This window comes from Sphingobium xenophagum, assembly GCF_002288285.1.
GTDB lineage: Bacteria > Pseudomonadota > Alphaproteobacteria > Sphingomonadales > Sphingomonadaceae > Sphingobium > Sphingobium xenophagum.
In genome coordinates, this window is record NZ_CP022746.1 from 22,805 (window position 1) to 35,664 (window position 12,860).

Below are 12,860 nucleotides of genomic sequence, written 5' to 3' on the forward strand. Positions count from 1 at the left end.
CGCCGACCGCTGCTAAAGTTGGCTCGGATCTACCGGATCGGCCTGCCCCTGATTGCGGGTCAGTTCAGCCTGCGAGGCTCCGGTTTCCTGGGGAACGCGCTGGCAGAACACTTCCAGCATGTGCCCGTCAGGATCATAGAAATAGATCCCGGTCGAAACCCCATGGTCCAGGATTTCGGCGATCTTGACGCCACGCTCCGCGAAAAAAGCGTAGTTCCGCCGCAAATCGTCCATGCTCGTGCCAGCCATCATCAGGCCGACATGCTCAAACTCTTTGCCTGTGGTCGCGCCTTCTTCTGCCGGAAACAGCGCAATATCGTGGTCGCTGACCCCGAAGCTCAAAAATACGCCGCCCTTATACGGGCCATCGGCGGCACGAGCGACGATCTTCATGTTGAGGATGTCGCTATACCATTGCGCGGAGAGTTCGGGGTCCTTCACGAACAATACGATATGGGCGATCTTCTCCACCCGGATCGGGGAGGTTTCAGTTTGTGACATGCGGCAACCCCAAATCTTCAGGAATTCCAGGTATCCAGGTCAGATCCGTAATCTCGTTGAACTCGCGCCATTCCTTTGCCCAGGATTTTCCGGCATCTGTCGAGAGATACAGATAACCGAATTTGCTTCCCGCCAGCATGAAATCAGGATCGGCCGGATTTGCGCCGAATGCCCACATGCAGGAGTTTGAAGGGCGGTCGAGTTCCGCCTTCGTCCAGGTCAGGCCAGCATCGTCCGATGTCAGTATCGCGGCCGTGGTGCCGGGCGTCCCGTCACCAATTCCCAATGCAATCTCCCGATTACTGCCAGGCTTGCGCATCAGCAGTCGCGAATAGCGCAGGCCCCAACTTTCCTTGGCAGGCAGACGGACCCAGGTCTCGCCATTGTCGGTGGAACGATAGAGCGCGATGACGGTGAGCGCGAGATGCACTGTCGTTCCATCGTCCTGCTTCAGAATAACGATGTCATGCAGATCGGAATTGCCACCAAATTCCGACCAGCTCGTATCGATGCGTTGCCACGTATCGCCACCATCGCGGCTGCGGTACAGGCCGCCTTCTTCAACCCCTGCCCAAACATCATTGGAATCGGCCGGGTCGACGGCAAGCGCCAGCATGCGGGGGCGATTCACGCCCGCGCAAAACTCCGGCATTTCCAGCGGCGTGCGTTCCCAGCTCTTTCCGCCATCGCGCGAACGGAACAGGATAGCGCGCGAAGGGGCGCCAGTGCCGGCATAGATCACCTTCGGATCACTCTCGCTCACCACCAGCTTCCACACGGCAAGACCGTTCAGCGCACAATCAATCCTGCTCCAGTGAACGCCATGGTCAGCGCTGTAGAACAAACCTTTTTCCGCCCCGGCAAACAGCGCTTCGGGATTGGCGGGATCAATCAGCAGGCAGCGAACCCGGTCGTCATATTCCAGATCCTGCCCGATATTGATCCGATACCAATGCTTGCCCTCGTCATGGGTGCGAATGATCGCCTGCCCATCGGTTGCAACTATCATGGTCCTGCTCATGAGGTCTCCTGCTATTCTATCGATGCTTGCTATAGTCCGACGCCGTTCAGCTCAGATTGACCCAGATGCTCTTGATCTCGGTGTAGAGCTCCATCGCCTGGCGACCATGCTCACGCCCCCAGCCGGACTGCTTGAAGCCGCCAAATGGCGTGGCATTGTCGACAAGATTGAAACAGTTGATCCAGACCGTCCCGGCCTTGACCGCTCCGGCTAGGCGGTGCGCCTGCTTGAGGTCGTTCGTCCAAATTCCTGCCGAAAGGCCGAAATCGGAATCATTCGCCTGCGCCACCAGATCTTCGGGGTCCGACCAGCTCAGCGCGCTCAACACCGGGCCGAAGATTTCCTCTCGCGCGATGCGCATGTCACGGCCCGCATTTGCCATGATCGTGGGTTCAAAGAAGAAACCCTCGCCATGGGCTTTTGGCCGACCGCCACCGATCAGGATTTCAGCCCCTTCATTCTTCCCGATTTCGACATAGCCGCTCACCTGGTCCCATTGCTCCTGTGACACCAGCGGACCGAAATTCACGCTCGGGTCCAGACCATTGCCGATCGTGAGCCGCGCCGCATGGTCAGCAACCCGTGCCAGAAGATCGTCATGGATCGAGGCATGCGCATAGAGCCGCGAACCTGCGGTGCAGGTCTGCCCCTGATTGAAGAATATCCCCGCCGCTACAGATGCCGCGGCGGCATCGAGATCAGCGTCAGGCAGGACGATCTGCGGAGATTTTCCACCCAGTTCGAGACTGACCTTCTTGAGATTGACGGTAGAGCCGCGCACGATCGCCTTGCCGACAGCGGTCGACCCGGTGAAGGCTACCTTGTCCACGCCTGGATGGTCGACCAGTGCCGCACCCGCTTCGCCAAAGCCGGTTATGACATTGAAAACGCCAGCAGGAATACCGGCCTCCAGAGCCAGTTCAGCCAGCCGCAGGGCCGTCAGCGGGGTTTGCTCGGCTGGCTTGAGGATAACGGTACAACCTGCTGCCAGCGCCGGGGCCACTTTCCATGCCGCCATCGACATGGGATAATTCCACGGCACAATCAGTCCGCAAACGCCCACCGGCTCGCGCACCGTATAATTCAGGATTTTCGCGCCGCTGCGGGGCGATACCGGCAGCGTTTCACCGCCAAATTTCGTCGGCCAACCGGCATAATAGCGGAAGGTCTTGATCGAACCTTCGATTTCGACGGCCTGGGTCAGCGTTGCCGGCTTGCCATTGTCCATGCACTCAAGAACGGCCAACTCTGCTGCATCGCGCTCGATCAGATCGGCCAGACGATTCAGCAATTTGGAGCGATCCACTGCGCTCATGTCGCGCCAGCTGGGATCGACCAGCGCCTTGCGCGCGGCTTTGACCGCCAGATCGACGTCGGCTACGCCACCTTCTGCCACCTGGCAAATTTCCTGGCCCGTCGCAGGATTTACGGTGGCGAAGGTCTTGCCCGACTGCGCCTGCACCGATTTCCCATCGATAATCAGCCCGCGGGGCGTTTTGCCGAGATCAGAGCGAAGCGCTTCGGCCTTTGCATATGCTGTAGACTGTTCTGACATGGCCTTGACCCTCAATTGCTGAAACCTGTTCTGCCCGCGGCGCCTTGACGCCTGAGCGATTCCATCCATCTAATAGCGGATCGACACAATGTAAACAATTATAGATTTATCAGATTATTTGTTGCATATGCACGACAATGCCAAAGACGTTCAGACCGAAGGAATCATGGTGCAGGACAACAATTTCGATCTTGAAAGGGCACTGCTCGCGGCTACCGGGGAAAGGCGAATGTCGACGCCCCTGCCCCAGCAATTTCCGAGCGTTGACGAGGCGTATGCCATTCAGCGCAGAATCCACGCCCGGACTGGTCAACCCATCATGGTGTGGAAACTGGGCCTGACCGGCAAGGCCCCGCAGGACGCGTTCGGCGCTGCCGAGCCAACCGTGGGTCGCCTTCCGGCCAGCGCGATATTTTCGGACCGCAGCCAGATTTTCGCGGTCGTGCCGGAAATATATGCGGAGGCAGAACTGGTGTTCGAAATGGGCAGCGATCTGCCGGTGGTGGACAGGCCCTATACACGGGCCGACATCTGCGCGGCGCTCAAGGGGATTTATACCGGCATCGAGATCGTCTTTTCCCGTTTTACCGACGATCACCAATCGCTGCCCCTGCTGATCGCCGACAATGTCAATGCCTACGGCCTTGTGCTCGGCGGCAAACTGTCGTCGCAGTGGGAAGACAGGTTTGCCGATATGCCAGCCAAGCTCAGCCGCAATGACGAGGCGCCTGTCGAAGGCTCGACCGCAAGAGTTTTGGGCAACCCGCTTGATGCTGTCGTCTGGCTGGCCAACTGGTTGCGCGAAAACGAAAATGACAATTTGAAGAAAGAACAGTTGATCGCATCGGGCACCACGACCGGCGCGACCGAGATTTTCGCAGGAGACACTATAAGCGTCAGCTTCGACGGCGCACCTGCGGCCCGTATCTCCCTCATTCCGTCAGACGAGAAGGACCAGTCGTTATGAATTTGAAACTTGGTATTGAAGGCAAGGTTGCCGTCATCACAGGGGGTGGCGTTGGCATTGGCAAGGAAACGGCGCGCAAGCTGGCGCTTGCCGGCGTCAAGGTAGTGATCGCTGCGCGTACCGCTTCGAAGCTTGAAGCGGCAGCGCAGCAATTGCGTGACGAAACAGGTGGCGAGATCATCGCGGTTCCAACCGACACCACGTCCAAGGAATCGGTTCAGGCGCTTGTCGATATCGCAGTGGAAAAATTCGGTGCCGTTCACATATTGGTGAATTGCGCCGCAGCGCCGGGCGGACTGGTGCGCAATGCCATTGAGGAAGCGGACGAAGATGCGCTCATGCTGGACCTCAATACAAAATTGTTCGGCTATTTCCGCACGGCAAAGGCGTGCGTCCCTTACATGCGCAAGGCTGGCTGGGGACGGATCGTCAATGTTGGCGGGTTGACCGCGCGCTGCACCGAAGCGCTGTCGGGCATGCGCAATACAGCGCTCGTCCATTTCACAAAGACGCTGTCGGACGAAGTGGGCAAGGATGGCATCACGGTGAACATCATTCACCCCGGCGTCACCCGGACCGAACATATCGAGGAATGGTTCGCCGAAATGGCGGCCGAGGAAGGCACCACGGTCGATGCGATCGTCGCGCGCGAAGCCGGTGATCCGGCCGCGCTGAAACGCATGCTCGAAGTGGAAGAAGTAGCCGATCCGATCGTGTTCCTGTGCTCCAATCTGGGCAGCGGGATCACGGGCGAATCGATCGCCGTCGACGGCGGCCTGTCGCGCGCCATATTCCTCTAAACGGCAATGGGCTGCCCTGAGAGGGGCAGCCCGTTTTCAACCGTCGGACGATGATCGCAACGCATCGGCGCGTCGTTATGCGGGACTATATGCCCGCCATCTCCCTCATGCGGGGCTGCGTCCCCATTGTGCAGTCGAAATTGTGACAATGATGCTGAGCGCCAATATGAGACTTGCGGCATAGATCATGACCGCAAAAGATCCCGTGATCAGGCTAGCCGCCGCAGCAGCGGGGCCCAGCCCCGTGCCAAATGTCTGGATCGACGCCATTGCGCACACCACGCGTCCGCGTTTGCAGGCTTCCGAGCATATTCCTGACAAAAGCGGCTGCGCGAAATTCCAGCTGAACAACATCATCGCACAGGCCAGGATATAGGCCGTGCTCGAAACCTGGTCGCGGAACAACAGAAAGCTGATGGTGCCGATCAACCCGCTGAATATCAACGGCCAGCTCCGTCCCCAGCGGCGCGGCAGGACACCTGCCAGCCCTGCCCCGACGACGCCCGCCATGGTTCCAATGGACAGCCCGCTGGCAATGGCGTTGTCCGTCAAACGGCTCAACTGGCCGATGCGCTCGGCATAGCTCCACACCCCGCCCATGGCGAAGAAGAGCAGAAACACGCCGACAAGCGCGCCGGATGCCACCCGCAGGTCCAGCTTGCCGCCGCCCGCCGCGAATATGTCCGGCTCATCCTTGCTGCCGTCGGGAAAGGCCCGTAGCGAGAGCAGCACGAGAGCCGTAAGCCCTGCATTGGCGATGAAAATGGTGCTTGGCGCGAACATCGCCATCAACGCGGGAAGAAAGTAGAGAAACAGCGAGCTCAATGCGGCGCCGGTCACCAGATATATGGCAAACGCCCGATCCGGATTTTTCGCGCGGCCCAAAGCTGCAAAGGCAAAGCCTATCGCAATTCCTTCCCCTGCCCCGGCCACGACCCGCGCGGCGGCCATGGCCGGAAAACTGACAACGGCTGCCGTTAAAATATTTCCGCTTATTATGAGCGCCAGGCCAAGACCTACGGCCACACGCCAGGGCACTCTGGACAAAGCAAATGTGCTGAGGCCGATCGTCACGCCCATGGCGTTGATGTCCCAGGCCGCCAGATAACCCAGCTGGTCGTCGTTAAACCCGGTTTTCTGCGCTATTACCGCCAGGAAACCGGGCGTCACGAAAATCACGACCGCGCCGACCAGCCCAAGCAATATTGCAGAAATCAGTCCGCCTCTGGTCAGGCGTTCCGCGCCTTGTTCCGCAGCGCCCAGGCCCGAAATCGCCGTGTTAAGCTCCATGTCGCCCCATTCCCAAGGTTTAGTGAACGGGCCGCCCAGAAAGTCTGGACGGCCGTTATGCGATCAGGCTTTCAAAACATCGTCGACGGCCAGCGCGAATTTGTCGACGATCTCGTCGGCTTCCGCACGCGTGAGTACGAGCGGCGGGGCGAAGACAAGCGTGTCGCCCAATGCGCGGGTGATCAGCCCCCGTTGCGCCGCCGCTTTGAGAACCTGACGCCCGGTGCGATTTTCCGGCGGCAGGATTTGCTTTGTCTCACGGTCCTGCATCAGTTCGATGCCCAGCATCAGGCCCTGGCCCCGAATATCGCCGACATGGGGATGCTGGCCCAACCGGTCGCGCAAGCCCTGCATCATGTAGGGGCCAACATCGGCTACATTTTCAACCACCTTGAGCTCATCGATCAGCTTGAGCGCGGCCAGCGCGGCCGCCGCGCCGACAGGATGGGCCGAATAGGTGTAACCATGGCCAAATACGCCGATCTTGTCCGCGCCGGAGTCCAGAACGTCCCAAACCTTGGGAGAAATGAACACGGCCGACATGGGGAAATAGCCTGACGTCACCCCCTTGGCGGAGGTAATGAGGTCGGGTTCATATCCATATGTCTGGCTGCCCCAATAGGTGCCCAGACGACCAAAGCCCGAAACCACTTCGTCCGCGACCAGCAGAATGTCATTCTTCTTGAGGATCGGCATGATCTCTTCAAAATAGCCTTCGGGCGGCGGAATGAGACCACCAGCGCCCATTACGGCCTCTGCGAAAAATGCGGCGATGGTATGCGCGCCTTCCCGCTCGATCACATCTTCCAGTTCCTTGGCGAGCTGGCGGGAAAATTCCCGCTCGGACATGCCGTCAGGCGCCTTTCGGTAATAATAGGGGGCGCTGACATGCAGGATCGGCCCCTTGGGCAAATCGAACAGATTATGCATGCCCGGCAGGCCGGTCAGGCTGGCCGTGGCGACGCCGGAGCCATGATAGGCATTCCAGCGCGCAATGACCTTCTTCTTTTCAGGCTTCCCGCGCAAATTGTTGTAAACCCAGATGATCTTGAGCTGCGTTTCGTTCGCATCGCTTCCCGACGTACCGAAGAAGATGCGAGACATGGGCACCGGCGCGCGCGCCAGCAGCGCCTCCGCGCATTCGCCCACAACATCCGTGCTCATGCCGTTGAAGGTGTGGAAAAACGAAAGCTTCTCGCTTTGACGTGCAATCGCCTCGGAGATTTCCTTGCGCCCATAGCCAAGGTTCACGCACCAAAGGCCGGCCATCCCATCAAGATATTCCTTGCCGTGAATGTCCCGAACCCGCACGCCGGAGCCCGATTCCATCATCATCGTGCCTTCAGCCTTCAGATCGTTGATCGATGTGAACGGATGAAACTGGCTGCTCACGTCACGCTGCGAGGATTGGGAAAGCTTCTCAAACATCATAAATCTCCGTCGATCACCACAACACGAATCGCCGCCATGCAATTCAAGTGGGCGCACACTCGTGCATGGGCATCTGCATACGCAACAGTGAATATCAAAACAATATTATTTTTGCATAATCGCAACAATTACGAACAAGCGCGCCTTTAGCTTTCGCCCTATTTCAGCAATCCGATTGACTAATCTGGCTCTATGAAAGAGGGAGAGGCATGGAAGAAAGACCGGACCTAGGTAACGTGATGGCGATGATCTCGTTCGCCGCCGTTGTAAGCACAGGGGGGTTTTCGAACGCCGCCAATTTGCTGGGCTATTCAAAGGCCGCCGTCAGCCGCCAAATCGCCAAACTCGAACAAAGCATTGGCGTGCGCCTGCTGGAACGGACGACGCGTTCCGTTTCGCTGACCCCTGCCGGACGCGAAATGTATGCGCGCTGCGCCAGAATTGTCGATGAGGTGAACGAGGCAAATCAGATCATCACCGGGATGGTGTCAAAGCCTCGCGGCGATCTCAAGGTCAATGCGCCCGTCGTTTCCTCGCTGTTCGACCTGACGGCGATAATACCCAGATTCCTGCAAACCTATCCCGACGTACGCCTGTTCCTCAACTTGTCGGACAGCCATGTCGGAATGCTCAAAGGTCGTTTCGACGTGGCCTTCTGGATGGGCGATCCACCTGACTCCAGCTTTGAATATGTGCTGCTTCGGGATTATCCGATGGCTTTGATCGCAGCGCCGGCCTATCTCGCCAAGACCGGCAAGCCGCATACGCCGCATGATCTGAAGGATCACACTTTCATCATTGAAACCCATCTCTCGAAAGTGGGCGAATGGCGACTTTCCGATGATGTTTCGGTTACCGTCAATCGCGGCCCGCTGACCAGCAATTCGGTTCGCATGGCGCGCGAGGCCGCGCTTCAAGGTCTCGGCATCAGCTACCTGCCTCGCTTCCTGGTGGAAGAAGACATCGCGGCGAACCGGCTGGAACCGCTCCTGACCGATGTGGTCAGCGAAAGCATCCCGCTTCATATCATCTTCCCGCGCGGCAATTTCGCCCTTTCCAAGGTCAGGGCGTTCGTCGATTTCGTTCGTGAAAATATGCGGCCTGACAAGCCGGACGCTTCAGCCCCCCTGCTGGCACTCGCGCACGACCTGAAATCCTGACGCCACTTCAGCTCGGTATCCGGCCCCTCGCAGGGCCAGGATAAGCCGGGGTTGATCTGATCCGATCACAAATCCATGCAATCATTGTCGAAACCGAACGCAAGGCCGCCGACATTGCGCGCATAGGGATAGGGATTGTTGGCGACATGCGCGCGGGCGCAGTGAATATCGAGGAAAGCGCGCTGGACGACATTGCCAGAATAGATCGCCTTTCCTCCCGAAAACAGCATCAGCTTGTCGATTGCTTCGACGCAGCGCGAAACCATGGCGGTGGTGCTATGGCCCAATTCCGCGCGGCGCTCGATCGGCCAGTCGCCACTTACCGCCCTGGCTTCCAACTCCGCCAGATCCGCCGCGAGCCGCAGCTCAAGATCGCTCAATATGAGCTTCACGTCCGCGACCGCCTTCTGGATCGTCGGATCGCTCGCCACGCTCAATCCGGTATAAGTCGTGCGCTTCTTGCGCGTCGTTTCCACAAACACATTCAATGCCCGTCGCAGCGAACCTATGGACGTGGTCGAAACCGTCCGGTTGAAAAGCTGCGCAAACGGAATCGCATAGAGCGCTTCGCTGTTGAGCGCGTGTCCGGGACAATCCAGATTGAACATGTCGCGTTCGCGCAGGACGCGATGCTCCGGGACGAACACGTCATCCACAACGATATCGTTGCTTCCGGTCGGGCACAGGCCCATCACATTCCAGGTATCGACGATAGTATAGTCGCTGCGCGGCAGCAGGAAATTATAGGGTTCGGCTTTACCATCCCCCCCTTCTGCAACCATGTTCGCGCCCAATATCACCCATGAACAATGCGCCGACCCGCTCGAAAATGCCCAGCGACCGCTGAACCGATATCCACCATCCACCTTCCTGGCCTGCCCAGTTGGCATATAGGATGAACTGATCAGCACGCTTTGGTCCTGGCCCCAGACATCTTCTGCGGCCTGTGGATCGAACAGGGCGAGCTGCCAGTTGTGAACGGCGACGACGCCATAGACCCACGCGCTGCCCATGCAGCCCTCCGCCAGCGTCTTTGCCACCTCGCAATAGACAGCCGGTGACATTTCATAGCCGCCATAGCGTTTGGGCTGTAATATCTTGAAAAAGCCGGCCTCCTGAAACGCAGCGATGGTTTCCGCCGGCACCTGCCTGTTGGTGATCGCCTGTGCCTCACGCTCCTGCAAGATCGGAACGAGCGCACGGGCGCGCTCTACAATGGCGTCCGGGGTGATGCTGGTTTCCAGAGGGTGCATTTGCGATAATCCGTTTGCGGCTTTCAGGACCTGAGGCACGTTGCTCTCCTTTTCGGGCAGCGAATCACTGCGACGATTGATCCAATGTACCTCATGGCGATCTCAATTGACAATCGGCTATAATTCTCGCGATTGTTGCGTGATGGCAACATGAAGCGCGTCCATGATTGATTATTTAATGTCTATATTCAGTATGTTACATTCTCATCTGCCTGACAGCGCTCAAATCAGAAAAACCGGCTCCATCGATCAATTAATTGTTTCCATTTAGGAACAATGAAAGCATAATACCGCCTGCTGTAAATTTATATTGCCGCGTCACGACGGCTCGTTTTGCAGCTTGCCTGTTCGCAGTGCTGTGGGGACAAAAAAATCTAGGGAGTGAGTGATCATGCAGAATAAGACACGCGCCGCGCGGTGCGTTTCGTTGATATTGGCGTGCTCGGCGTTGACCGTTCCGGTTCTGGTTAGCGCTCAGGAAACCACTGATGACGGCGCGCAGCCGGCACTGTTCGGCGAAATCGTCGTCACCGCCAACAAGCGCAGTGAAAGTCTGCAGAAAGTTCCCATTTCGGTCAGCGCCTTTACCGGCGAACAGATCAACCGCCTGGGCATCACCGAAACGACGCAGATCACGCAGCAAATCCCCTCTTTGCGCGTCAATGCCTGGTCGCCGAACCTGACCATCTTCAGCCTGCGCGGCATATCGCAGAGCAATTTTACCGATAATCTGGAAGCGCCGGTCGCTGTCTATCAGGACAATGCCTACATCGCATCGATGAACGCGATTTCGGGCCAGTTGTTCGACATTAAGCGTGTGGAGGTCCTGCGCGGACCGCAGGGTACGTTGTTCGGTCGCAATGCCACTGGCGGGTTGATCCATTATCTCAGCGAAGATGCCAGTCGTGACGAATTGAACGGTTATGTTCAGGGCGAATATGGCCGATTTGACAGCAAGTCTCTGGAAGGCGCCGTCGGCGGGCAACTCACGCCGGGGCTGCGCTTCCGCGCCGCCGCCCGCATGGAAAAGGCCGATGGCTATATCAAGTCCCGCGACACGCTGGCGCCCGATGGTTCGCTGATCGCGCCAGGCAGCGGACAGGATCTGGGCGGCAAAAACGGATGGGCGGCGCGCCTCAATATCCAGGCGGACTTTTCACCCGATGCAACGCTCAGCCTCTGGTACAAGCATTCCGAAGACAATAATGTCGCGACCGGCGGCTATGTGTTTGAAAACTGCGTCTATCTCGACAATGGCTATTGCAACACCAATGCGGCGGGCCTGAGCGACGATCAGAATGGCGTGATCAACGGTGTCACTGGCGAAGCAGCATCGCCATGGGTTCATTTCGGCGAGCGCAAAGGCAGGCTCGACCGGGTGATGAACAGCTACCAGGCCGAACTGAACTGGGATCTTGGCGCGGCCAAGCTGACATCCATCACAAATTATCTGGAGATGGACAAAACCTATGCAGAAGATGGCGATGCGCTGCCCTTCCTTATCGTCAACGTCGATACCTCGATCAACTTTCACCAGTTTTCGCAGGAACTGCGGTTTGCGGGCGAGACAGACCGTCTGAAATGGCAGCTTGGCGCCTATTATCTCAACATGTTCTATGACGGCGTTCACGGCGTCACCGGCGCGCCGATCTACGATCTGGCAGTGTCGGGAAATGGCGGTTTCTCCGTCCCGACCGTCGATCAATTTTACAAGATCAGGTCGAAAAACTGGTCGCTATTCGCTCAGGGCGACATCACGCTGACGGATCGATTGTCACTGACATTGGGTGGCCGATATTCGAAAGATAATAAATCCATCGCCTATGTTAACATCCTGAGCGATCCCACCTACGCGCCGCAACCCAACCCCGTCGTGCTGTTCACCGACAAGGATCTGGCGGCCGTCGTACCTGGCGTCAATCGTGAAAAATATGGCGATTGGGCAGCCCGCGCGTCCCTCAATTTTCAGGCCACTCCAGACACGCTGCTGTTCGCATCCTGGAACCGGGGTATCAAGGGCGGCAACTGGTCGCTTTCATCCAATATCGCAGCCGCTGATTTCCAGCACCGGCCTGAAACGCTCAACAGCTTCGAAGCAGGATTCAAAACATCCCTGCTAGGGCGATCGCTGCGCCTCAACGGCACCCTATTCCATTATATCTACGATGATTATCAGGCTTTTTCCCTTGCCGGCGGCGTACCCCATGTTTTCAACAGCAATGCCCATGCGACGGGCGCAGAGCTGGAAGCCTTCTGGTCCCCGTCGAAAAATTTCGATGTTGTGTTGGGCGGCACATGGGAAACATCGTCGGTCGACAGCATACCGGCGACCGACGTCCAGTTTGGACCGGAGTTTTTTCCGGGAGCGCCTGACAGTCAATATTGCACCAATCTGGGCGGCCTGTTCCGCTGCGATTTCCCGCAAAAGACCATTAAAGGCGCACAATTTCCAAACGCCCCGCGCTTCAGCGTCAACTATCTGCTGCGCTACAACCATGACGTTCTGGGCGGCAACATCGCCGCGCAGATCGACGGCGTATGGTATGACGATCAATATCTGGAAGTGACCAACGGCCTGGGTTCGCAGCAGAAGGCCTATAATGTCACCAACGCGTCCCTGACCTATCGGCACGAAGGCACGGGCATGTCGCTCACCGCATGGGGACGCAATGTGTTCGACAAGGCCTATCGCGCCTATGCCCTCAACCTCGGCATTCTGGGCGTCACCTCCATCTATGCGCCCCCGGCCACATATGGTGCGACCCTGCGCATACCTTTTGGCGCACGATAAGCAGCCGGTGCCCAACCCCGGAGCTGCATGGCTCCGGGGCCATTTCCTCCTGACCGCAACCAGATAGCCTCCATCTCAAGCAACGCGATAA

At 57.9% G+C, this 12,860-nt stretch carries 10 protein-coding genes; 4 read left to right on the top strand and 6 right to left on the bottom strand.

Translation table 11 applies throughout. The features are described 5' to 3' along the window. Positions 1 to 12: 12 nt before the first annotated feature. Genes CJD35_RS15000 through CJD35_RS15010 form a run of 3 tightly spaced genes read right to left on the bottom strand, consistent with a single transcriptional unit; the run spans position 13 to position 3,077 of the window. On the bottom strand, positions 13 to 501 hold the full coding sequence (locus tag CJD35_RS15000) for a VOC family protein (protein WP_017181282.1): 489 nt from the start codon (positions 499 to 501) through the stop codon (positions 13 to 15). Continuing rightward, positions 488 to 1,522, bottom strand: coding sequence for a WD40/YVTN/BNR-like repeat-containing protein (locus CJD35_RS15005; RefSeq protein WP_241763569.1), 1,035 nt, complete (start codon positions 1,520 to 1,522; stop codon positions 488 to 490). Before CJD35_RS15005 ends, CJD35_RS15000 begins: the two co-directional genes overlap by 14 nt. 46 nt (positions 1,523 to 1,568) lie before the next feature. After that, positions 1,569 to 3,077, bottom strand: a complete 1,509-nt coding sequence (locus tag CJD35_RS15010) for an aldehyde dehydrogenase family protein (RefSeq protein ID WP_095687221.1) — start codon at positions 3,075 to 3,077, stop codon at positions 1,569 to 1,571. A gap of 127 nt (positions 3,078 to 3,204) precedes the next feature. Between CJD35_RS15010 and CJD35_RS15015 the strand changes: the two genes are divergently transcribed. Together CJD35_RS15015 and CJD35_RS15020 are read left to right on the top strand one after the other, a co-directional pair. Then, complete coding sequence (locus tag CJD35_RS15015) at positions 3,205 to 4,044, top strand: 2-keto-4-pentenoate hydratase (protein WP_017181285.1); 840 nt, start codon at positions 3,205 to 3,207, stop codon at positions 4,042 to 4,044. Next, complete coding sequence (locus tag CJD35_RS15020) at positions 4,041 to 4,844, top strand: SDR family NAD(P)-dependent oxidoreductase (protein WP_017181286.1); 804 nt, start codon at positions 4,041 to 4,043, stop codon at positions 4,842 to 4,844. Before CJD35_RS15015 ends, CJD35_RS15020 begins: the two co-directional genes overlap by 4 nt. Before the next feature lie 105 nt (positions 4,845 to 4,949). Here CJD35_RS15020 and CJD35_RS15025 read toward each other — a convergent pair whose 3' ends face one another. After that, a complete protein-coding gene (locus CJD35_RS15025; protein ID WP_017181287.1) occupies positions 4,950 to 6,134 on the bottom strand; it encodes an MFS transporter in 1,185 nt (394 codons plus the stop codon). Positions 6,135 to 6,197: 63 nt separating this feature from the next. Then, positions 6,198 to 7,526, bottom strand: a complete 1,329-nt coding sequence (locus CJD35_RS15030) for an aminotransferase (RefSeq protein WP_244917283.1) — start codon at positions 7,524 to 7,526, stop codon at positions 6,198 to 6,200. Between the two features lie 248 nt (positions 7,527 to 7,774). On the opposite strand from CJD35_RS15030, the gene CJD35_RS15035 reads away from it, so the two are divergent. Beyond that, complete coding sequence (locus CJD35_RS15035) at positions 7,775 to 8,725, top strand: LysR family transcriptional regulator (protein WP_241763570.1); 951 nt, start codon at positions 7,775 to 7,777, stop codon at positions 8,723 to 8,725. Between the two features lie 65 nt (positions 8,726 to 8,790). On the opposite strand, the gene CJD35_RS15040 is transcribed toward CJD35_RS15035, so the two are convergent. Then, entirely contained in the window at positions 8,791 to 9,978 is a 1,188-nt protein-coding gene (locus tag CJD35_RS15040; protein ID WP_017181290.1) for an acyl-CoA dehydrogenase family protein, read from the bottom strand. A 391-nt stretch (positions 9,979 to 10,369) separates the two neighbouring features. On the opposite strand from CJD35_RS15040, the gene CJD35_RS15045 reads away from it, so the two are divergent. Continuing rightward, the gene (locus tag CJD35_RS15045; RefSeq protein WP_241763571.1) at positions 10,370 to 12,769 is read left to right on the top strand and encodes a TonB-dependent receptor; all 2,400 of its coding nucleotides are present in this window, start codon (positions 10,370 to 10,372) and stop codon (positions 12,767 to 12,769) included. Positions 12,770 to 12,860 lie beyond the last annotated feature (91 nt).

Excerpts from the sequence above, each read along its gene's own strand:
- CJD35_RS15000 (WP_017181282.1), bottom strand. The coding sequence starts at position 501 with ATGTCACAAACTGAAACCTCCCCGATCCGGGTGGAGAAGATCGCCCAT.
- CJD35_RS15005 (WP_241763569.1), bottom strand. The coding sequence starts at position 1,522 with ATGAGCAGGACCATGATAGTTGCAACCGATGGGCAGGCGATCATTCGC.
- CJD35_RS15010 (WP_095687221.1), bottom strand. The coding sequence starts at position 3,077 with ATGTCAGAACAGTCTACAGCATATGCAAAGGCCGAAGCGCTTCGCTCT.
- CJD35_RS15015 (WP_017181285.1), top strand. The coding sequence starts at position 3,205 with ATGCACGACAATGCCAAAGACGTTCAGACCGAAGGAATCATGGTGCAG.
- CJD35_RS15020 (WP_017181286.1), top strand. The coding sequence starts at position 4,041 with ATGAATTTGAAACTTGGTATTGAAGGCAAGGTTGCCGTCATCACAGGG.
- CJD35_RS15025 (WP_017181287.1), bottom strand. The coding sequence starts at position 6,134 with ATGGAGCTTAACACGGCGATTTCGGGCCTGGGCGCTGCGGAACAAGGC.
- CJD35_RS15035 (WP_241763570.1), top strand. The coding sequence starts at position 7,775 with ATGGAAGAAAGACCGGACCTAGGTAACGTGATGGCGATGATCTCGTTC.
- CJD35_RS15040 (WP_017181290.1), bottom strand. The coding sequence starts at position 9,978 with ATGCACCCTCTGGAAACCAGCATCACCCCGGACGCCATTGTAGAGCGC.
- CJD35_RS15045 (WP_241763571.1), top strand. The coding sequence starts at position 10,370 with ATGCAGAATAAGACACGCGCCGCGCGGTGCGTTTCGTTGATATTGGCG.